17 protein-coding genes are annotated in these 20412 nt (G+C 70.3%); 13 read left to right on the top strand and 4 right to left on the bottom strand.

Annotated features, from left to right (window positions below; genetic code table 11):
* Nucleotides 1–4: 4 nt before the first annotated feature.
* The gene (locus ACO0E1_RS05765; RefSeq protein WP_422873319.1) at nt 5–1258 is read right to left on the bottom strand and encodes a collagen binding domain-containing protein; all 1254 of its coding nucleotides are present in this window, start codon (nt 1256–1258) and stop codon (nt 5–7) included.
* Nucleotides 1259–1336: 78 nt separating this feature from the next.
* Complete coding sequence (locus ACO0E1_RS05760) at nt 1337–3253, bottom strand: hypothetical protein (RefSeq protein ID WP_422873318.1); 1917 nt, start codon at nt 3251–3253, stop codon at nt 1337–1339.
* A gap of 171 nt (nt 3254–3424) precedes the next feature.
* Here ACO0E1_RS05760 and ACO0E1_RS05755 point away from each other — a divergent pair, with 171 nt between their 5' ends.
* Both ACO0E1_RS05755 and ACO0E1_RS05750 read left to right on the top strand, forming a co-directional pair.
* On the top strand, nt 3425–4756 hold the full coding sequence (locus ACO0E1_RS05755; protein WP_422873317.1) for a right-handed parallel beta-helix repeat-containing protein: 1332 nt from the start codon (nt 3425–3427) through the stop codon (nt 4754–4756).
* A gap of 34 nt (nt 4757–4790) precedes the next feature.
* Entirely contained in the window at nt 4791–5933 is a 1143-nt protein-coding gene (locus ACO0E1_RS05750) for a class I SAM-dependent methyltransferase (RefSeq protein WP_422873316.1), read from the top strand.
* 46 nt (nt 5934–5979) lie between these two features.
* Here the strand turns inward: ACO0E1_RS05750 and ACO0E1_RS05745 are convergent, their stop codons facing one another.
* Both ACO0E1_RS05745 and ACO0E1_RS05740 read right to left on the bottom strand, forming a co-directional pair.
* A complete protein-coding gene (locus ACO0E1_RS05745; RefSeq protein WP_422873315.1) occupies nt 5980–6810 on the bottom strand; it encodes an aldo/keto reductase in 831 nt (276 codons plus the stop codon).
* A gap of 55 nt (nt 6811–6865) precedes the next feature.
* Nucleotides 6866–7285 carry a pilus assembly protein CpaE gene (locus ACO0E1_RS05740; protein WP_422873314.1) on the bottom strand — a complete coding sequence of 140 codons (420 nt, stop codon included), beginning with the start codon at nt 7283–7285 and terminating at the stop codon, nt 6866–6868.
* Between the two features lie 229 nt (nt 7286–7514).
* Between ACO0E1_RS05740 and ACO0E1_RS05735 the strand changes: the two genes are divergently transcribed.
* The 11 genes from ACO0E1_RS05735 to ACO0E1_RS05685 all read left to right on the top strand — a co-directional run bounded on the left by ACO0E1_RS05735 (nt 7515) and on the right by ACO0E1_RS05685 (nt 20354).
* Nucleotides 7515–10145: a glycoside hydrolase family 2 protein gene (locus tag ACO0E1_RS05735; RefSeq protein ID WP_422873313.1), complete on the top strand. Its 2631-nt coding sequence runs from the start codon at nt 7515–7517 to the stop codon at nt 10143–10145.
* 166 nt (nt 10146–10311) lie between these two features.
* The gene (gene tatA, locus ACO0E1_RS05730; RefSeq protein ID WP_281266794.1) at nt 10312–10581 is read left to right on the top strand and encodes a twin-arginine translocase TatA/TatE family subunit; all 270 of its coding nucleotides are present in this window, start codon (nt 10312–10314) and stop codon (nt 10579–10581) included.
* A 94-nt stretch (nt 10582–10675) separates the two neighbouring features.
* Nucleotides 10676–12079 carry an MFS transporter gene (locus ACO0E1_RS05725; RefSeq protein ID WP_422873312.1) on the top strand — a complete coding sequence of 468 codons (1404 nt, stop codon included), beginning with the start codon at nt 10676–10678 and terminating at the stop codon, nt 12077–12079.
* Between the two features lie 53 nt (nt 12080–12132).
* A complete protein-coding gene (locus ACO0E1_RS05720) occupies nt 12133–14301 on the top strand; it encodes an ATP-dependent Clp protease ATP-binding subunit (RefSeq protein WP_422873311.1) in 2169 nt (722 codons plus the stop codon).
* Nucleotides 14302–14384: 83 nt separating this feature from the next.
* The gene (locus ACO0E1_RS05715; RefSeq protein ID WP_422873310.1) at nt 14385–14939 is read left to right on the top strand and encodes a DUF2231 domain-containing protein; all 555 of its coding nucleotides are present in this window, start codon (nt 14385–14387) and stop codon (nt 14937–14939) included.
* 86 nt (nt 14940–15025) lie between these two features.
* Complete coding sequence (locus tag ACO0E1_RS05710) at nt 15026–15679, top strand: response regulator transcription factor (RefSeq protein WP_422873309.1); 654 nt, start codon at nt 15026–15028, stop codon at nt 15677–15679.
* Nucleotides 15676–16854, top strand: coding sequence for a sensor histidine kinase (locus tag ACO0E1_RS05705; RefSeq protein WP_422873308.1), 1179 nt, complete (start codon nt 15676–15678; stop codon nt 16852–16854). The genes ACO0E1_RS05710 and ACO0E1_RS05705 overlap by 4 nt, the downstream gene beginning before the upstream one ends.
* A gap of 47 nt (nt 16855–16901) precedes the next feature.
* Complete coding sequence (locus ACO0E1_RS05700) at nt 16902–17396, top strand: hypothetical protein (protein WP_422873307.1); 495 nt, start codon at nt 16902–16904, stop codon at nt 17394–17396.
* The gene (locus tag ACO0E1_RS05695) at nt 17393–18448 is read left to right on the top strand and encodes a peptidoglycan-binding protein (RefSeq protein WP_422873306.1); all 1056 of its coding nucleotides are present in this window, start codon (nt 17393–17395) and stop codon (nt 18446–18448) included. The genes ACO0E1_RS05700 and ACO0E1_RS05695 overlap by 4 nt, the downstream gene beginning before the upstream one ends.
* Nucleotides 18445–19167 (top strand): ABC transporter ATP-binding protein, encoded by a 723-nt coding sequence (locus ACO0E1_RS05690; RefSeq protein ID WP_422873305.1) that lies wholly within the window; start codon nt 18445–18447, stop codon nt 19165–19167. Before ACO0E1_RS05695 ends, ACO0E1_RS05690 begins: the two co-directional genes overlap by 4 nt.
* Complete coding sequence (locus ACO0E1_RS05685; protein WP_422873304.1) at nt 19164–20354, top strand: ABC transporter permease; 1191 nt, start codon at nt 19164–19166, stop codon at nt 20352–20354. Before ACO0E1_RS05690 ends, ACO0E1_RS05685 begins: the two co-directional genes overlap by 4 nt.
* Nucleotides 20355–20412 lie beyond the last annotated feature (58 nt).

Genomic DNA, 20412 nt, shown 5'->3' with positions numbered 1-20412 from the left:
GGGGCTACTCCGCCGGGATCGTGAACAGCTGCGACCGGACGGTCTGGCCGTCCTTGCGCTGCTCGAGCTTGAACCGGAACTCCTTGACGCCTCGGGACACGACGCGATCGAACTCCCAGCGGCCCTCGCGGTCGATCGAGAACGGCCCGCCCGTGACGATCTCGTTGTCCGAGACGTTGAGCACCCGGTAGGTCGCACCAGGGGTGCCCTTCCCGGAGAACCTGTTGGACACGCCGTCGCGCACGTGTTCGGTCGCGACCGTCACGTCGCGCATGGTGTCCGCGGGCAGGGTGAACAGCTCGGAGGTCACGGTCTTGCCCCATGCCGTCTGCCGGATCGCGAAACGGAACTCGGTGGAGCCCGCGGGCACGAGGTGCGGGAAGGACCACTTGCCTGCTCCGTCCACGGTGAACGGTCCGCCGGGGACGATCACGGTGCCCGAGGCATCGACCACCTCGTATGTGGCGCCAGGGGTGGCGGTGCCGGTGACGGTGTTGACCGTACCGGGGTTCACCGAGGCCGGCCCCGTGACGGTGGCTGACACGATCTCGCCCGCGATCGTGACGGTGACCGAAGCCCGGTCGTGGAAGCCCTGGTCGACGTACTGGTCGAACGAGAGTGTCGTCGTCCCGATCGTCAGGCCACCGACGGTCGCGTTCCACGAACCCCTCTGGTCGGCCCGGGCGACGAGGACCCCGTTCCGCTTGATCTCCGCGCCGGGGGTGGCCGTCCCGCTGACCGAGGCGGTGCGTGACTGGTCGTTCTGCCCGGTCAGCCAGGCGGTGAGCGTTCGTGGCGCGAACGGTCGGGTGATCGTGCCCATCGAGGCCGTCGCGGTGCCGTACCAGCCGTTCCCGAAGATGTCGCGTCCGTAGGAGCGGACGTACCCGGAGCTGACGGACTGCCCTTCCTGCCAGCCGGCCGGCCACGCGACGAAGTAGCCGTTCGTCGTCGCGACGTCCTTCTTGTCGACGAAGCCCGGGATCGTGAACCACGAGCGGCACGACTTCCAGCCACTGCAGATCGGCGTCGCGTACACGTACATCCCGAACTCGTTCGTCGACACGTGGACGTTGACGGGAGCGCCGAACGACCCGCGCGGCTGCGGCGCGGCGGCCGTCCCGGTCCCGTCCTGGACCCCGGCCTCGGTGCCGGCCGGCGCTGCGATCGTGGGGGCCGTGCCGGTGAGGACTGCGCAGGCGGCGAGGAGCGCGGTTCCGGCGGCGATGGAGAGGGATCGCCTGGTGCGGTTGAACATGGTCTTCCTTCTTCGACGGTGAGAGCGGGGCCGCGACCGGTCGGCCGCGGCCCCGCTCAGAGGTGGTGTGTCAGGCGATCAGCGCGTGTTCGCCCAGATCGTGAAGAGGCTGGTCGTGTACGGCGGCACGCCGTCGACGGTGACCTTCGCCTTGAACTGGAACTTGTCGATGCCGGTCGACATCTGTCGGTCGAAGCTCCACCTGCCATCGGCGCCGATCTGGACCGGGCCTTCGAGCTCCTTGCCGGACGCGTTCAGGACCATGAACGTGGCGTTGGCCGGACCGGTGCCCTCGATGGTGTTGACCTCGCCGGGCCGCAGCGTGGGCGTCGTGATCGTCACCGGGTCGAACCCGTTGTTGGCTTGCAGTCGGAAGATCTGCGACTCCTCGGGGCCGATGTCACCCTTGCGCTGAGCGATCTTGAAGGCGAACTCCTTCGCGCCCGACGAGATCACGCGTTCGAACTGCCACCTACCGTCTGCGCCCACCTTGAGGCCGTCGATCAGCACGGTGCCGTAGGGGTTGAGCACCTGGTACACGGCGTCCGGCTCAGCGGTGCCGCTGAAGGTGTTCGTCACGCCGGGGGTCACCTCGTCCGGGGACTCGAGCGTGATCGGGGCGAGCTTGTGCGATTGGCCCGGGTTCACGGTGACGGAGGAGGTGGTCGTGTTCGCGCCCTTCGAGCGCTGTTCGACCCGGATGACGTGCTCCGACCGGTCGAGCGTGGTCGTCTCGATCGTCCACTTGCCACCAGCCCGGACGGTACCCGATCCGATCTCCGTCTCCGTGCCGCCGACCACCTCGTACACCGTCAGCGCCGATCCCTGCTCGCCGTCGCCCTCGAGGGTGAGCGTGCCGCCGGTGTGCGTGGAGCCGTCGGTCGGCGAGGTGATCGCCACCGCGGTGCCGTAATCGACACGCTTCGACCTGTCGTGCACGGAGTCGCGCACCCCAGCGAGGAACTGCGCAGCCGTGACGGCGTACTCGCCGCCGGCGTTCGGCGCCGGGATCGTCGTGGACCACTCGCCGGTCGAGGCGTCCGCACGGGCAGCTTCCCCGATCTGCTCGCCGGCAGTGTTGAACAGGCGCACCTCGGCGCCGGGCTCGGCGATGCCGAACGCGTGGACGGGCCTGTCGCGCGAGCTGTCCCACTTCGTCTCGAACGTCAGCTCGGCGGCGTCGATCCCCACCGGGACCTCCACCCGCCCGGTCTCGAGCGCCCCCTCGTGCTGCGTCACCGTGATGACGTTCGCACCGATGGCGAGATCGGCGACGGCGGCCGTCCAGGTGCCGTCGGCGTCGATCCGCACCGGCGCTGCCTTGCCCTGGAACCGGACTTCGGCGCCCGGAGTGCCGGTCCCCGAGAGGTGGGCGGTGCGCGCGGCGGTGTCGACACGGTCGAGGGTGGCGGAGAACGCCGCGACGAAGTCGTCGAGCGTCGGGACGCGGTCGGCGACCGTCCACGTCTGGAGTCGCATCACCGCGTCGTTGTTGTAGAGCCCGAGGAAGCCCTCGTTGTACTCGGAACGGATACCGGTGCCGATCGGGTTGTTGGACCCCTTGTTCGACGCGATCGAGAAGCGCTGGGCGGGATCGTCCACCCGGCAGCTCTCGAGCGTGACGATGGACGAGTTCGTGATGCTCTTCGACCCTGCGGTGAGGCAGAGGTCCGGATGGGAGACCGGTCGCACCGTCGTGACGGAGCCCGCCGCGGGGATGATCCAGTCGACCGCCTTCGTGCGGGCGCCGTCCAGTGTCGCTGAACGGTTCGCCGGGATCTCCGCGCCCGCGCCGTTCGGAGTCGGTGAACTGAACGCGTCCGCTCCCTGGAAGGGGGAGGTCTGGGTCACGAGCGGTCCGACCTGTTGGCGGCCGTCTGCGGCTGGTGCGGGCGCTGCGGTCGCGGATGTCGCGGTCAGTCCGGCCGCGATGGTCGCGAGCGCCAGTGTGCTCGCTCCCAGCGCGACGTGGCGTCGTTTCCGGCTGGTGGTCATGTGAGATCCCTTTCTGTCATCAACGGCGATCAATGACGAACATATCAGATTTCGAAGCATTACTAGATGTCCGGAAAATGTGCATTTCGCAATACATACCGGATATGCGCGGGATATAGCGAATGGTCGTCCCGTTATGCTGAGGAATGCACTCGGGACGGAGGGACCGCATTGTCGAGCAGAGGGGCGACGCGCCGGACGGCGATCCTGTGGACCGGTGCGGTGGCGACCTGTGGCGCAGTCGCTCTGATCGCGTTCACGGGATGTCCCGAAGCCGATGGCGAGTCGGCCGACGACCCGTTGCAGGCTGCGCTCGACGCGATCCCGGTTGGCGGCACGCTCATGGTGGACCGTGCGTGGACCCGCTCCGTGTCGCTCGCGGTCCGGCACGGCGTCACCGTCGCCTTCACGGGGGCCGGCGCCATCCGCATGTCCCGCGACGTCGACGCCATCGTCGTGACCGCCTCGGGCGTGAACGTCGTCAACCCCGTGATCTCCGGGATCGGCGCCACGGCAACCGGTCGTGGGCACGGCATTGCGGTGATGGGGACCGCCGGCGAACCGCTGCACGACGTCCGGATCAGCGGCGGCCGCCTGCGTGACCTGCGGCACGACGGGGTGCACGTCGAGTACTGCGACGCCTTCGTGCTCGAGCGCACGACCATCTCGTCCGTCGGGTACGCAGGCGTTTCGCTCGTCGGGGTCGTGGACGCGCTCGTGCAGGACACGGTCGTGTCGGACGTCCGGCAGCCTGCCGGGTGGCCGAACTCCTACGGCATCACGGTGACCCGTAACGCCACGACAGCGGTCGCGACGACGCGTCGGTCGTCACGGATACGGATCCTGCGGAACCGGGTCAGCGGCGTGCCGAAGTGGGAGGGGATCGACACCCACGCCGGCTCGGACGTCGAGATCCGCGACAACGTGGTGTCCGGCTGCCGGGTGGGGATCGCCGCGGTCCCGAGCAAGGCAGCAGCCGACCCGACGACGACGGACGTCGCACCGACCGGGCTCGTGGTGGCGGGCAACGTGGTGACGCGAACCGATGCCCTGGGGGTCGGGAGCGGGATCCTGGTGAGCGGCGCGGGCAGCACCGTGGGCTCGGACGCTCCCCGGGCGACGGGTTCCGTCACCGGCAACACCGTGACGGGCGGCGGCGGTACCTCGGCGGCCGGCATCCTCGTCAAGCTCACGAGCGGGTTCGTGATCGCCGACAACACGGTGCTCTCGAGCGCGGTCGACGGGATCTGCCTGCAGCACTCGAACACCGGGATCACCGTTCGCGGCAACCGGATCCGGGGCGTCTCCGGCCCCTCCGTGGCGATCGACGTCCGTGCCGGCGCGAACGACGGGGTGATCCAGGACAACCGGGTGGAACCGTCACCGAAGGTGCGCGTCGGCCTGCGGCTCGGCAGCCCGGACAACCGGTTCGTCGTCCGCGGGAACGCCTTCGCGGCGGCGACCGTGCCCGAAGCGCTCGGCGGAGCGACGATCACGCGCTGACCTCGCTCATCGCGGCGGTCGGTACGCTGACGCGGTGCCAGACTTCGCCGACCTCTTCCGTCGACAGCCCGAGGACGACGGGCCCGACCTGCTCGCGATCGACGGCACCGACCGCTTCCTGCTCGACGAAGCCCCCCACGTGCACGGTGACGCCCTCCGGCAGCCGGGGGCCGTGACGATCGTCGACGACGCGCGCGGCGTGCTCACGATCGGGGTGATCGCGGTGCACGGGGCCACGAACGTCCGCGTCGTCCAGGACTCCCTCGTCGGACAGCGGGCTCTGCAGGCGAACGCCGGGACGTTCGGGCACCGCGGGTTCCACCACCCGGACACGGACGAGAGCGCGTTCCGCGACGCCAGGCTCGTGCTGCTGCGACTGACCAAGTCGCACGACCGGCTCGACGAGATCGCCCGGGCGGTCGCACGGTTCGCCTCTCCGGATGTCGTGCTGCTCTGCGGCGGCCGCACGAAGTTCATGGCCCTGTCGCAGAACGACGTGCTCCGTCGGTCGTTCGGCGAGGTCGTGGCGTCCCGCGGCCGCGGGAAGTCGCGCCTGCTCGTCGCGCAGGACCCCCTAACCGCCGCCGCGAACCGTGCCGCGATCACCGCACCGTGGCCGCGCATCGTGCACAACGACGAGCTGGGGATGACCATCGCGGCGCACGGCGGGGTGTTCGCGGGGGCGACGCTCGACCTCGGCACACGGGTACTGCTCGACGCGATGGACGACGCGGTGCCGAACGCTCGTGTGGCCGTCGACCTCGGCAGCGGCAACGGTGTCATCGCGACCGAGATCGCCCGACGCCGGCCGGGGTTGCGGGTCGTGGCGACCGACGTGTCGTCGTCCGCGATCGCGAGCACCAGGGCCACGGCGGACCTGAACGGGGTGCGGGACCGCGTCGCCACCGTGCGGAGCGACGCCGGGGACGAACTCGACGCCAGATCCGCCCAGCTGGTGCTCTGCAACCCGCCGTTCCACGCGGACACCACGGTGACCACCGACGCGGCCGAGGCGATGTTCCGGAACGCGGCCACGATCCTCCAGTCCGGCGGGGAACTGTGGTGCGTCTGGAACTCGCACCTGCGCTACCGGTCGGTGCTGGAGAAGGCGGTCGGGCCGACGCGGCAGGTGACGCGGACCGACAAGTTCACCGTCACGGCGTCGCGCCGGACGTGACGAACGGGCGGCCGCGCACCGCGCGACCGCCCGCCGTGACGAACGACTACTCCGGGATGTAGGCGAACGTGTCCGGGTCCGGACCCGTCCGGTGGCCCTTGTCGAGCGTCGTGATGTCGGTCATGTCCTCGTCGGACAGCTCGAAGTCGAAGATCGCGAAGTTCTCCTCGACGCGGGCACGGGTGACCGACTTCGGGAAGACGATGTCGCCGCGCTGGATGTGCCAGCGGAGCACGACCTGCGCGGGGCTCTTGCCGACCGACTCCGCGATCCGGACGATCGTCGAGTCGTCGAGCACCAGGCCCTGGGCGATCGGGGACCATGCCTCCGTCGCGATGCCGAGTTCGCGGTTGACCGCGCGCAGCGACTCCTGCGCCAGGTACGGGTGCACCTCGATCTGGTTCACGGCCGGGGTGATCGTCGTCTCGGCGACGAGCTTCCGGAGGTGGTGCGCCTCGAAGTTCGAGACGCCGATCGAGCGCGAGGTCCCAGCGGCGTAGAGCTCCTCGAACGCCTTCCACGTCGGCACGAAGTCGCTGACGGTCGCGAGCGGCCAGTGGATCAGGAACAGGTCGGTGTAGCCACCGAGCAGGTCGGCCGACTTCTTGCCGTTCTCCAGCGCGAGCGCGGGGTCGTGGAAGCCGTTGTTGAGCTTCGACGTCACGAAGATCTCGGACCGGGGGATGCCCGACTCGGCGATCGCCTCGCCGACCTCTTTCTCGTTGCCGTACATCTCGGCGGTGTCGATGTGGCGGTAGCCGACCTCGAGCGCCGTCAGCGTCGCTTCCTTCGTCGAGGAGGGGTCGATCTGGAACACACCGAAGCCGAGCTGCGGGATGGTCTTGCCGTCGTTGAGTGTGATGTTCGGAACGGTCATGGTCCCAGACAACCAGGGAACACCCGAACCCCATTCCGGATTCGTTCAGGCACGCTCACTCCAGCGCGGCCGTGATGTAGGCCACGAGCGCCTGCCCGTACGCGATCGCCGGGTCCGCCGCCGCGAAGGACCGGTCTTCGCCGCGGAGCACGACCGTCACCGTGTGCACCACGCGGTCGCCGGCGGCGACGCGGGTGAGCCCGACGAACGACGGCCCGAGCAGCTCGCGCAGCTGGTCCTCTCGTGGCAGCCACAGCGACTCGGCGGCCGTGACCGAGTCGAGCGCCCACTCGGTCGTCCCGTTGAACCCGAGGATGGTGCCGGACGGGTGGTCGTGCCGCTCGACGGTCATCTCGGACACGGTGTACACGTCGTCGTCGACCCCGGGCTTGTCGATGACGAACCGGTCCCCGGTCTCGGGGTTCCAGCGGAGCCCGGCTGCGCGGAGGTCCTTGGCGAGTTCGACGGTGATCACCTCCCCAACCTGCCACGGCAGCCCGTACGGATGTTCCCGAAAGCAACCCGTACTAGCATCGCGGAGCACCCTCGTGCGTGGATCACCCGACTGTTCCACGCGCGCGACGCGACGACGCCCGGACGACCGGTGCCGTGCCTCCAGGCGGTTCAACCGGCCACGGGACGGTCCGCCGGCCGGGCCCCGACCGCGGTGGGCCACGGATCGGCCCGCCCAGAGAAGGATCCGCATGACGCTCGAACGCGAGGAACTCCGCGACGCCTGGACCGTCGCCATGGTCGACGAGACCGCGCCGGCGACCGCCCCGGCCGGTGCCATCGCCGGCATCCCCGCCACGGTTCCCGGTCAGGTGCACACGGACCTCGAGCGCGAGGGTCTGCTCGCCGACCCGACGCTCGACCGCAACGAGGACACCGCGAAGTGGGTCGGTCGCGCGGACTGGACGTACTCGCGCACGCTCGATGTCGACCCCCGTGGTCACGAGCGCGTCGACCTGGTCTGCGACGGCCTCGACACCGTCGCCGAGCTGACGCTGGACGGCGTGCAGATCGGTGCCACCCGCAACATGCACCGGCGCTACCGCTTCGACCTCCGCGACACGACCGACGGCAGCAACACCAGGACCGAGCGCGACCTCGAGATCCTGTTCGAGTCGCCCTACCGCGAAGCCGGCCGCGTCGCCGCCCGCGCCGGGGCGATGCCCGGGCCGTACGACGAGCCCTTCCCGTACGTCCGCAAGATGGCGTCGAACTTCGGCTGGGACTGGGGCCTCACCGCGGTGACCAGCGGCCCGTGGCGTCCGATCGCGATCGAGCGCTGGTCGACCGCGAGGCTCCGCGACGTCCGGCCGCTCGTCGACATCGAGGCCGGCGAGGGCGTCCTCGACGCACACATCGCGTTCGAGCGGTCCGGACTGAACGACCTCGACCAGGACGGCGAGGACGATGACCTCGTGCTGGTCGTCACCGTCTCCGGCGAGACCGAGGACGGCGCGAAGACCCGGCAGCGCTCGCGCGCGCAGGTCACGCCGAAGCAGGACGAGACCGTCGTCACCGTCCGGGTCCCCGAGGTGCAGCGGTGGTGGCCACGCGGCTACGGCGAGCAGCCCCTCTACGACGTCGTCGTCGAGCTGCAGACCGTGGACGGCGAGGTCCTCGACCGCCAGGGGTTCCGCACCGGGTTCCGGTCGACACGCATCGACACCGCGGTGGACGAGATCGGTCGCCCGTTCGACGTGTACGTCAACGGCACCCGCATCGACGTCCGCGGCGTGAACTGGATCCCCGACGACGTCATCGTGTCGCGCGTCGACCGTCCGCGGTACGAATCGCGCCTCCGTGCCGCGGCCGACCTCAACGTGAACATGGTCCGCGTCTGGGGTGGTGGCGTGTACGAGTCGCACGACTTCTACGAGGTCTGCGACGAGCTCGGTCTCCTCGTCTGGCAGGACTTCCCGTTCGCCTGCTCCGCCTACCCCGAGGACGAGCCGCTCCGCAGCGAGGTCATCGCCGAGGCCCGGGACAACGTCGCGCGGCTCTCCCGGCACCCCTCACTCGTGCTCTGGAACGGCAACAACGAGAACATCTGGCTGCACGACGTCGACGGCTGGGACGCCACACTCGGTGAGCGTGGCTGGGGGCTCGACTACTACCTCGACCTGCTGCCGACGATCGTCGACGCGGTCGACCCGTCGCGCTTCTACACGGTGGCGTCGCCGTGGTCCGGCTCCGAGTCGCTGTTCGCGAACGACGTCGACCACGAGACGCACCACTCGTGGGACGTCTGGAACCGCCTCTCCGACGACCACTACCGCGATTCCGTCCCCCGGTTCGTGTCGGAGTTCGGCTGGCAGGCACCGCCTGCGTGGCGCACGATGCGCGACGCGGTCTCGGACGACCCGATGACGCCGTCCTCGCCCGGGGTGGTCCACCACCAGAAGGCCGCATCCGGCATGCAGAAGCTCGCCGACGGGCTCGCGCCCCGGTTCGGTGCCGTGCCGTCCGACTTCGACCGGTGGCACTACCTGACGCAGCTCCAGCAGGCGCGTGCGATCGCGACCGGTGTCGAGCACTGGCGGACGCACTGGCCCCGCAACACCGGGGCCATCGTCTGGCAGCTGAACGACCTGTGGCCGGTCTCGTCGTGGTCGGCGATCGACTCGGCAGGGCGGCTGAAGCCGCTGGCGCACGAGCTGCGTCGGCTGTACGACGACGTCCTGGTGGCCATCCGGCCCGTCTCGTCGGTCCGGACGGCTCCCGCTCCGGAGCGGACGGGAGGCTCGGATCACCCGACCGCGTCGCTGCCGGTCGCGGACGTGGCCGGGTCCGCACCCGCAGGCTCGTCGCCGATCGAGGTGGCCGTGCGGTCGACCCGCGGCGGGCTCGACAGCGTGGTGCGCGTCCGGCGGATCGACCTCGCCGGGCAGGTCCTCGCCGAGGAGACGCTACCCGTGCACCTCGACGCGGCCGGTGTCGCGGTCGTCGCGCTGCCCGACTCGGTCGGCGTGGTGGGCGACCCGACCTGCGAGCTCGTCGTGGCGGACATGGACTGGCGTCGCGCAGTGTGGACTCCAGAGCCGGATAAGGACATGCGGTGGGAGCCGGCGCACTACCGCGCGGCGTTCACCCCGGCGGCCGACGGCGACGGGCTCGACCTGGTCGTCGAGGCCGAGTCGCTCGTGCGTGACCTCCTCCTGCAGCCCGACCGGGTGCAGCCGGCCGGCACCGTCGACCGCGGGTTCATGACCCTGCTGCCGGGGGAGCGCGTCGCCTACCGGCTGCACGGCGTGACCGAGGCGGACATCCCGAGCCTGACCGGGACCGCTGTGCTGTGGTCGCTCGACCGGGTGCTCGCGGACTGACCTCCTGGCGTGCTGATGCTGTCGATCCTGTGCGGGAGGTGTTCGTTCGGGCGCTCGACCTGGGCTTCCCGGCCCGTGCGAGTTACGATGGACGGACCACGGCTTCCGCCGGGCCCGTCGAAGACGACGCGCTGACGGCGACCACTTCCAGAATCAAGGAGTCATGATGCTCGGAAACCTCACCGGTGTACACCTGCTGATCATCCTCGGCATCGTGGTGCTGCTGTTCGGCGCGACGAAGCTGCCGGCGCTCGCCAAGGGCCTCGGCCAGTCCATCAACATCTTCAAGAAGGAGATGGACACCGACGACAAGAAGGCCAAGGGCACGGACGGCACCACCGTGCAGAGCGTCCCCGCCGACCAGGCATCGACGGCCGCCCCGGTCGTCAACCCGGCGCCGTCCGTCCAGCCCAATTCGGACTCACGCACCAACTAGGCATCCCAGCCCCGGGAACGACCGAGCCCCGCACCTGTCCACAGGTGCGGGGCTCCGTCGTTCCCGGGCCGCTCCGAGGGCGCATGATGAGCCCATGACCGATCCCGCCACCCCGGTGCACATCGCGCCGCTCCGCGACGATCGACGGGTGGTGCTCGTCGTCGCGATCCTGGCGTCCTTCGTCGTCGGGCTCGACTCGAGCGTCGTGAACGTCGCGTTGCCGGCCATCCGGCAGGAGCTCGGTGGCGGGCTCGTCGTGCAGCAGTGGACCGTCGACGCCTACCTGGTCACGCTCGGGTCGCTCATCCTCGTCGCCGGGTCGCTCTCCGACCTGTTCGGTCGGGTCCGGATCATCACTTGGGGCCTCGTCGTGTTCGGGGTCGCATCGGTGCTGTGCGCGGTGGCCCCGAGCGGTGCCGTGCTCATCGTGGCGCGGGCGTCGCAGGGCGTCGGCGGTGCGCTCGTCACCCCGAGCTCGCTCGCGCTCATCATCGCGGCGTACCGGGGAGCCGCGCAGGCGAAGGCGATCGGGTCGTGGACCGCGTGGTCGAGCGCCGCCGTCATCGTCGGCCCGGTGATCGGCGGGCTGATCGTCGACGGCATCGGCTGGCGGTGGATCTTCGTGCTCACGGCGATCCCCATCGCGGTGACGATCCCGCTCGTCCGCCGGATCTCGGGTGACGTCGTCGCCGAGGACCGCCCCCGCGTGGACGTCGTCGGTGCGGTGCTCGCGGTGGTCGGGGTCGGCGGGGTGGTCCTCGGGCTCATCGAGCAGGGGCGGCTCGGGTGGGGTGCGCCGACCGTGGTGGCTGCGCTCGTGATCGGCGGGCTGGCGCTCGTCGGGTTCGTGCCGTGGGAGCTCCGCGTCACCCGGACGACCGGGGCCCCGCTCGTCCCCTTGGGGTTGTTCCGCGCCCGGAACTTCGCGGTGGGCAACATCGCGACGCTCTCGATCTACGGTGCCCTCGGGATGGTCGGCTTCGTCGTGACGCTCTTCCTGCAGGAGATCTGGGGGCTCCCCGCCTGGCTCGCCGGCCTCGCGACGCTGCCGCCCACGGTGCTCCTCCTGCTGCTCTCGACGACCGTGGGGTCGTTCGCCGGGCGGTACGGCCCGCGGTGGTTCATGGCGTCGGGTCCCGCCGTCGCGGCGATCGGGTCGCTGCTCATGGTCCTGGGCGGCAGTGATCCCGGCGCGTACTGGTACGCGGTGTTCCCCGGGCTCGTGCTCGTCGGTGTCGGGATCTCCCTGATGGTGACGCCGTTGACCAGTGCCGTGCTCGGCTCCGTGCCGCAGACCGAGGCGGGTGTCGGCTCAGCGGTGAACAACGCCATCGCGCGCATCGCGAGCCTGGTGATGGTGGCGCTCGCTGGTGTCGTGCTCGGCGGGGAGATGAGCGTCGGTGGGTTCCACCGCGCGGTGATCGTGATGGCGCTGCTGCTCCTGGCGGGGTCGGTCGTCAGCGCCGTCGGCATCCGGAATACCCACTCACAAACATAACTTGAGTTGAGTAGACTCAAGTATCAGACCAACGCAAGGAAAGGACGGAACCCATGGCGAACCTCCAGGGCGCGCCTGACTCGCAGGAGCGTCAGAAGACCGCCCTCGAGCAGTACGGCGTCGACCTGACGTCCGTCGCTCGCAGTGGCAAGCTCGACCCGGTGATCGGCCGAGACGCCGAGATCCGCCGCGTCAGCCAGGTGCTGACCCGCCGCACGAAGAACAACCCCGTGCTCATCGGTGAGCCGGGCGTCGGCAAGACCGCCGTCGTCGAAGGACTCGCCCAGCGCATCGTCGCGGGTGACGTCGCCGACTCGCTCAAGGACAAGCGACTCGTGTCCCTCGACATCTCCGCCCTCATCGCCGGCGCGAAGTACCGCGGCGAGTTCGAGGAGCGGCTCAAGGCCGTGCTCAAGGAGATCAACGACTCCGACGGGCAGGTCATCACCTTCATCGACGAGCTGCACACGCTCATGGGCGCCGGTGGCGGCGAGGGCTCCGTCGCGGCGTCGAACATGCTCAAGCCGATGCTCGCCCGCGGTGAGCTCCGGCTGATCGGTGCGACGACCCTCGACGAGTACCGCGAGTACATCGAGAAGGACGCCGCACTCGAACGGCGCTTCCAGCAGGTCTACGTCGGGGAGCCCAGTGTCGAGGACGCGGTGGCGATCCTCCGCGGGCTCAAGGAGCGCTACGAGGCGCACCACAAGGTCACCATCAACGACTCCGCGCTCGTGGCGGCGGCGAGCCTGTCGAACCGCTACATCTCCGGGCGCCAGCTCCCCGACAAGGCCATCGACCTCATCGACGAGGCAGCGTCCCGGCTCCGCATGGAGATCGACTCCAGCCCGGTCGAGATCGACGAGCTGAAGCGGAACGTCGATCGGCTGCGCGTCGAGGAGTTCGCGCTCAAGCAGGAGAAGGACGACGCCTCGAAGGCGCGCCTCGAGACCCTGCGCACCGAGCTCCGCTCCCGCGAGGAACGTCTGGCAGCGCTCGAGCAGCGCTGGCAGGCGGAGCGGGCGAGCCTCAACCGCATCGGTGAGCTCAAGCAGCAGCTTGACGACCTCAACATGCGCAGCCAGCGCGCACAACGGGAGGCGGACTACGCCACGGTGTCGCGGCTGGAGTACGCCGAGAAGCCCCGGATCGAAGCCGAGCTCGCGGCGGCCGAACAGGCCGAGTCGGCCGACCGCATGGTGAACGACAGCGTCACCGACGAGGACATCGCCGCGGTCATCGCGCAGTGGACCGGCATCCCCGTCGGGCGGCTGCTGCAGGGCGAGACCGAGAAGCTCCTGCACCTGGAGACCGAACTCGGCCGCCGGATCATCGGGCAGCGCACCGCCGTGGCCGCCGTGTCCGAAGCCGTCCGACGCACCCGCGCCGGCATCTCGGACCCCGACCGCCCGACCGGATCGTTCCTGTTCCTCGGCCCGACCGGCGTCGGCAAGACCGAGCTCGCGAAGGCCCTCGCCGAGTTCCTGTTCGACGACGAGAAGGCCCTCGTCCGCATCGACATGAGCGAGTACGGCGAGAAGCACTCCGTCGCGCGGCTCATCGGAGCCCCGCCCGGGTACGTCGGGTACGAAGCCGGTGGGCAGCTCACCGAAGCGGTCCGACGACGCCCGTACTCGGTGATCCTGCTCGACGAGGTCGAGAAGGCGCACCCCGAGGTCTTCGACGTGCTGCTCCAGGTGCTGGACGACGGGCGCCTCACCGACGGGCAGGGCCGAACGGTCGACTTCCGGAACACGATCATGGTGCTGACGTCGAACCTCGGCTCGCAGTACACGACCGACATGTCCCTGACCGAGGACCAGCGCGAAGAAGCCGTGCGCGACCTCGTGCAGCAGGCCTTCCGTCCCGAGTTCATCAACCGCCTCGACGACATCGTCGTGTTCCAGGCGCTCACCGCCGAAGACCTCGGACAGATCGTCTCGCTCTACGTCGACCGGCTCGCGAAGCGCCTGTCCGGTCGCCGGCTCGAGCTCGCCGTCACGCCGCAGGCACGCGGATGGCTCGCCGAGCGCGGGTACGACCCGGTCTACGGTGCGCGGCCGCTCCGCCGGCTCATGCAGCGGCAGATCGACGACCAGCTCGCGCGGGCGATCCTCGCGGGTGACGTCCGCGACGGCGACACCGTCCGCGTGGACGTCGCCGAGGGCGGCGACGCCCTCACCGTCGAGCCGTTCGAACTGGCGGAGATCGTCGAGGAGTAGCTGCGGCTCGGTACGCGACCGACGCCAGGCCCGTCACCGGTTCCTGGGACCGGTGACGGGCCTCCCGGCCTACCTTCACCCCCATGCCCGAGATCCGCGCGTTCCGTCGCCTCACCGAGTCCATCGAGCACGCGAGCGTGCTCGACACGGCCGTCGACTTCGACCGGAAGGTGGTCCAGGTCCTCGCGAAGCCCGAGGGGCTCCGCCGGCTGCTGCACGGTGTGCCGTTCGGGCACCCGATCCACCCGCTGATGGTGCAGGTCCCGCTCGGGGCGTGGATCTCGGCGGCGGTGCTCGACCTGATCGGCGGGAAGGGCAATGCGAAGGCCGCGAAGACCCTCGTCGGCGTCGGCCTCGTGTCGTCGGGCAGCGCCAGCGTCGCCGGGTACGTCGACTGGTCGGAGCTCGACCGCGAACAGCTGCGCACCGGGTGGGTCCACCAGGCCGTGAACTGGGTCGGCATCTCGCTCTACGGGTTCTCGTGGCTGCAGCGGAAGCGGGGCAACCACGGCGTGGGGAAGCTCCTCGGGTTCGCGGGGCTCGCGGTCGTCGGCGTCGGGGGCTACCTCGGCGGGCACCTGGCCTACCGGCAGCGCGCGGGCGTCAGTCGTCACGGAGAGGTCCCCTTCGACGCCTAAGGCAACGCCAGCGAAACACGACGCCTCGAAGAATCGAGGACATGCCGATCCAGCCCACTCATAGCTATGTCGTATGCAATACATGTATGCGAGTTCTCGTGGTGGACGATGAGATCGCCCTCGCCGACCTGGTTGCGAAGGGCCTGACCCGGCAGGACATGGCCGTCGACGTCGCCTACCGCGGTGATCACGCCGACGAGCTCCTGGCGGTGAACGACTACGACGTCGTCGTGCTCGACCGCGACATCCCGGGACTGCACGGCGACGAGGTGGCGCGTCGACTCGCCGGCCGGGGGAGCCTCACCCGGATCCTCATGCTCACCGCTGCGACGACCCTGACCGACCGCGTGAACGGTCTGGAGCTCGGAGCGGACGACTACCTGCCGAAACCGTTCGAGTACCCGGAGCTGGTCGCCCGCGTCCGGGCCCTCGGCCGTCGGAGTGTCGCACCAGTGGCGCCGGTGCTCGACCGGGCGGGGCTCCTCGTCGACACGAACCGCCGCATCGCGACGCGCGACGGACGGCCGCTCGACCTGACGTCGAAGGAGTTCGGCGTGCTCGAGACCCTGCTCCGCGCCGACGGGCGGATCGTCTCGGCGGAAGAACTGCTCGAGAAGGTCTGGGACATGAACATCGACCCGTTCACTGCTGCGGTGCGCGTGACGATGTCGAAGCTCCGCAAGAAGCTCGGCGAGCCGGACCCGATCCGGACGGTCCCGGGCAAGGGCTACGCGTTGTGAGGGGCAGGCGGACGTGGAGCATCCGGGCCCGCACCGCCGTGGTCTTCGCGCTCGCGGCGATGGCGCTCGCCGCCGGGGTCGTCGTGTTCTCCAACCTGATGTCGCAGGCAGGCGTGAGCGAGGCGTACGCGACCACGGTGCAGGACGCGACCGGCTTCCGGCCGACGGACGCGACCGCCGCGCCGAAGCCGATGCCGACCGGCACCGCCGACCCGGGCGACCTCGACACGTCGAAGCTGCAGTCGGTGGCGATCGTGCGCGTCGTCGCGGCGCAGCAGTGGCAGTGGTCGGCGATCGGGATCGCGGGCGCTGGCGCCGTCGCGGGTGGGATCGGGTGGCTGCTGAGCCGCCGCATGCTCCGTCCGATCGACCGGATCACCGCGACCGCGAACCGGATCACGGCGTCGAACCTGCACGAGCGGATCGCACTGGAGGGACCCGACGACGAACTCCGTCGGCTGTCCAGCACGGTCGACGACCTGCTCGACCGACTGCAGTCGGCGTTCGAGAGTCAGCGGCGGTTCGTCGCGCAGGCCTCGCACGAGCTCCGCACGCCCCTCGCCGTCCAACGCGCGGCGGTGCAGATCGGGCTGCACGACGGCGCCGACGCCGAGGACGTCCGGACGACCCGTGACGAGCTGCTTGAGCAGAACCGCCGGACGGAGCACCTCGTCGAGTCGCTGCTCGTCCTCGCGGAGGCCGACCGCGGCCTCGCGGGCACCACGACGGACGTCGACCTGAGGGCCGTCGTGCGCGAGGTCGTCTCGGGAGCTGCCGGAGCCGCCCACGAGGCGGGCGTGCTGGTGACTTACGAGGACCGCACCGAGCCTCCGGGCCTGATGGTGCCCGGCGAGCCGATGCTGGTCCGTCAGCTCCTCGTCAACCTGGTCGGCAACGCGGTCGAGTACAACGTGCTGGACGGGTTCGTCCGCGTGACCACGTCGCCGGACGGGATGGTCGTCGAGAACTCCGGGCCCATCGTGCCGGACGACGTGGTGCCGTTGCTCGTCGAGCCGTTTCGGCGGTGCTCGGGAGTGCCTGAGTCCGGACGACGGCACAGCGGTCTCGGGCTCTCGATCGTCGCGTCCATCGCGCAGGCGCACGGCTGGCGGCTCTCGGTCGCGGGTCGTGACGAAGGCGGGCTGCGCGTGCAGGTCGACGTTTCGTCGGAGTAACCACGGGTGTACCGGGGCCGAAACACCGATTCCGGTGTGCTGGTCTCATGACCAACACCACGAAGAAGACCAAGACCATCGCGCTCGTCGCCGGGCTCGTACTCCTCCCCGGGCTGCTGGTGGCCTGCGCGAGCAACGCCCCGACGGTCCACGAGAGCGCATCCAACGCCGGCCAGAAGGGGGTGACCATCGCAGAGTGCATGCGCGGCAAGGGCTACGACATGGCCGACCCGTCCGGGAAGTCCGAGACGATCTCGGTCCCGGAGGGCGTCGACCAGGATCAGTGGTCCGCCGACCTCGCCGAGTGCGCGGGCGCCGGGGCTGGCGCGGGTGACGGTGTCCAGCCGGCCAAGCCGATGGCGGGCATGGAGAAGAAGATGCAGCAGGCCGCGAAGTGCATCCGCGAGAACGGCTTCGCCGACTACCCGGACGACGAAGACGGCTGGATGTCCTACACGCCCGGCGATCAAGCCACGTTCGACGACGTGGCGAAGACCTGCGACGAGAAGGCCTTCGGGTCGGTCGATAAGGTCACGAAGTGACCAGCGCCGCTCCCACCGGGAGGCGCATGGTGATCGCGGGCGTCTGCCTCGTCGCGGTTCTCGGAGTCGGAACGGGGGCATGGGCGCTCGTCGACCTGCGGACGACGCCGACCGCCTCCGCCGAGCAGACGAAGACGTCGAAGCGGGCCGCGTCCCCGGTCACGAAGGGCGATCTGACCGATTCGAGGGTGTTCGCGGGGACTCTCGGCTACGGGACCTCGATGGGGGTCCCGGGTGCGGCGCAGGGCACGCTGACCTGGCTGCCGAAGCCCGGGCAGGTCATCCACCGAGACGAGTTCCTCTACGCGGTCGACGAGCGCGGCGTCCGCTCCATGTACGGCACGGTGCCGCTCTGGCGTTCGCTCGAGCGCGGGCTGCAGGGCACCGACGTCCGGCAGCTCAACGAGAACCTCGCGGCCCTCGGCTACGACGTCGCGCAGGACGACACGTTCGGACCGCGCACACAGCGGGCGGTGTGGAAGTGGCAGAAGGACCGCGGGCTGGAGGTCACGGGCAGCTTGACCGTGAACGACATCGCATTCGTGGACGGCGACGTCCGTGTGAGCGTGGTCGACGGCAAGCTCGGGCAACCGGCCGGCGGTGACGTGATCTCGGTCACGAGCACCAAACGCGTCGTGAAGGCGACGATCTCGCAACGGGACGCTGAACGCCTCGCCGTCGGCACGAAGGTCGACGTCCGCGTGAACGGTGCCGGAGACCCGATGACCGGCGAGGTCATCGACGTCCAGCCGAGCGCGTCGGAGGGCGGCGGGAACAAGGTGGACGTCTCCGTGTCGTTCGATCCGGGGAACCGGCAGCTCACCACGGCAGCATCGGCGCAGCTCGACGCAAGGGGCACGACCGAGCGGGACGTGCTGTCGGTGCCGGTCGCCGCGCTCGTCGCGCTCGACGGCGGTACGTACGCCGTCGACGTCGTGCAGCGCGACGGGACCACGAAGCGGGTGCGGGTCGAGCCCGGGTTCACGGCCGACGGGCGAGTCGCCGTCACCGGCGCCGTCAGTGCGGGTGACGAGGTCGTGGTGCCGGGATGACCGCGGTCCTCGCGCTCCGCGACGTCAGCAAGACCTACGAGGACGTCGGCGCGCTCCGCGGGGTGTCCCTCGAGGTGGCCGAAGGGGAGTTCGTCGCGGTCGTCGGGCCGTCAGGGTCGGGCAAGTCGACGATGCTCAACATCGTCGGCACGCTCGACCGGCCGACGTCGGGGACGGTGACGATCGCCGGCAACGACGTCGCATCCATGTCGGACGACGCGCTCTCGATGCTCCGCGCCGACCACATCGGATTCGTGTTCCAGCACTTCCACCTGCAGGCCGGGGCGACGGCGGCGGAGAACGTCGCCGACGGGCTCCTCTACACCGGCTGCGGTCGACGCGAGCGGGGCCGGCGAGCCGTCGACGCCCTCGAGCGGGTCGGGCTCGGGCACCGCGCGGACCACCGGCCGGACCAGTTGTCCGGCGGTGAGAAGCAGCGGGTGGCCATCGCACGTGCGATCGTCGGCGAGCCGACCATCCTGCTCGCCGACGAACCCACCGGAGCCCTCGATTCGAGCTCGGGCGCCGCGATCCTGGCGCTCCTGCGCGAGCTGAACGCAGCCGGGACGACGGTCCTGGTGATCACGCACGATCTCGAGCTCGCGGCGTCACTGCCCAGACAGGTGCGGATGCGGGACGGGCTGGTGGAGCACGACTCGGCCGGTGCTCCGAGCGCGTCGGCGGCGGATCTCGCCGTGGCGATCGGCGGCGCGCGATGAGCGCCGTGCGGTCGCGCCTCGGGCCGGGCGACCTGCTGCGACTCGGGGTGTTCGGGCTCCGCACCCGTCCGGGCCGGGTCGTCCTCTCGGCGCTCGGGATCGCGATCGGCATCGCGGCGATGATCGCCGTCGTGGGGATCTCCTCGTCGAGCAAGGCGAAGCTCGACCAGGTGCTCGATGCGCTCGGCACCAACGTGCTCACCGCCACGAAGGCCCAGGGGTTCGGCGAGACCCCGCCGCTGCCCGGCACGGCCCTGGAGTCGGTGCTCCGTCAGGACGATGTCGAGGAGGCCGCTGCGGTGGGGACGGTGGCGGACGGACACGTCTACCGGAACGCCTACATCCCGGAGGCCGAGACGAAGGGCATCGGTCTGCTCGCGGCGTGGGGTGACGTTCCAGGAGTGCTCGGCGGGAAGTTCGCGTCCGGACACTGGATCGACGACCGTGCCGACGCGCCGCCGCAGGCCGTGCTCGGCGCGGAGGCGGCAAAGTCGCTCGGCATCGACGTCGTTGGGCCGGACACCCGCGTGTGGATCGGCGGCCAGTGGGTGCAGGTCGTCGGGATCCTGCAGCCGATGGCGCTCGCCGAGGACCTCGACAACCAGGTGTTCGTGCCGCGCGGGCTGGCGCAGCAGCTGGGGTTCGACGGCTCACCGACGGCCGTGTACACCCGGGTCGACCCCGAGCGCGTCGAGCAGTCGCGCGACGTCCTCGCCGGAGCGATCAGCCCCGGTTCGCCGCAGGACGTGGGTGTCACGCGACCGTCGGACGCGCTCGCGGCGAAGAACGCCACGGACGACTCGTTCACCGGGCTGCTCGTCGGCATCGGCGGGGTTGCGCTCCTCGTCGGCGGCATCGGTGTCGCGAACACGATGGTGATCACCGTGCTCGAACGGCGGGCCGAGGTCGGGGTTCGTCGTGCGCTGGGTGCCAGACGGCGGAACATCCGCGACCAGTTCCTCGTGGAGTCGCTGCTGCTGTCCTTCGTCGGTGGTGTGGCCGGTGTGGTGATCGGCGTCGGGGTGACGGTCGCCTTCGCGCTCGGGCAGGGGTGGCCGGTTGCCATCCCGATCTGGGCGGTCGCCGGGGGGCTCGGAGCGACCGTCGTCATCGGCGGTGTCTCGGGGCTCTACCCGGCGGCGCGCGCAGCGCGCATCCCGCCGACCTCGGCGCTGGCAGCCGTGTAGGGCAGTGGACGTGACGGCCTGGAGGCCCGGTGCCGGTCCGACGGACCGGCACCGGGCC

Origin of the sequence: Curtobacterium guangdongense, assembly GCF_049341845.1 — a bacterium.
Lineage (GTDB): Bacteria > Actinomycetota > Actinomycetes > Actinomycetales > Microbacteriaceae > Curtobacterium > Curtobacterium guangdongense.
This window is presented reverse-complemented; position numbering and strand designations above follow the sequence as displayed.

What these genes read in the sequence shown, in the direction of transcription:
- ACO0E1_RS05745 (WP_422873315.1), bottom strand. Translation starts at nt 6,810, where the DNA reads ATGACCGTTCCGAACATCACACTCAACGACGGCAAGACCATCCCGCAG.
- ACO0E1_RS05760 (WP_422873318.1), bottom strand. Translation starts at nt 3,253, where the DNA reads ATGACCACCAGCCGGAAACGACGCCACGTCGCGCTGGGAGCGAGCACA.
- ACO0E1_RS05710 (WP_422873309.1), top strand. Translation starts at nt 15,026, where the DNA reads ATGCGAGTTCTCGTGGTGGACGATGAGATCGCCCTCGCCGACCTGGTT.
- ACO0E1_RS05725 (WP_422873312.1), top strand. Translation starts at nt 10,676, where the DNA reads ATGACCGATCCCGCCACCCCGGTGCACATCGCGCCGCTCCGCGACGAT.
- ACO0E1_RS05720 (WP_422873311.1), top strand. Translation starts at nt 12,133, where the DNA reads ATGGCGAACCTCCAGGGCGCGCCTGACTCGCAGGAGCGTCAGAAGACC.
- ACO0E1_RS05715 (WP_422873310.1), top strand. Translation starts at nt 14,385, where the DNA reads ATGCCCGAGATCCGCGCGTTCCGTCGCCTCACCGAGTCCATCGAGCAC.
- ACO0E1_RS05685 (WP_422873304.1), top strand. Translation starts at nt 19,164, where the DNA reads ATGAGCGCCGTGCGGTCGCGCCTCGGGCCGGGCGACCTGCTGCGACTC.
- ACO0E1_RS05735 (WP_422873313.1), top strand. Translation starts at nt 7,515, where the DNA reads ATGACGCTCGAACGCGAGGAACTCCGCGACGCCTGGACCGTCGCCATG.
- ACO0E1_RS05700 (WP_422873307.1), top strand. Translation starts at nt 16,902, where the DNA reads ATGACCAACACCACGAAGAAGACCAAGACCATCGCGCTCGTCGCCGGG.
- ACO0E1_RS05690 (WP_422873305.1), top strand. Translation starts at nt 18,445, where the DNA reads ATGACCGCGGTCCTCGCGCTCCGCGACGTCAGCAAGACCTACGAGGAC.
- ACO0E1_RS05765 (WP_422873319.1), bottom strand. Translation starts at nt 1,258, where the DNA reads ATGTTCAACCGCACCAGGCGATCCCTCTCCATCGCCGCCGGAACCGCG.
- tatA (WP_281266794.1), top strand. Translation starts at nt 10,312, where the DNA reads ATGCTCGGAAACCTCACCGGTGTACACCTGCTGATCATCCTCGGCATC.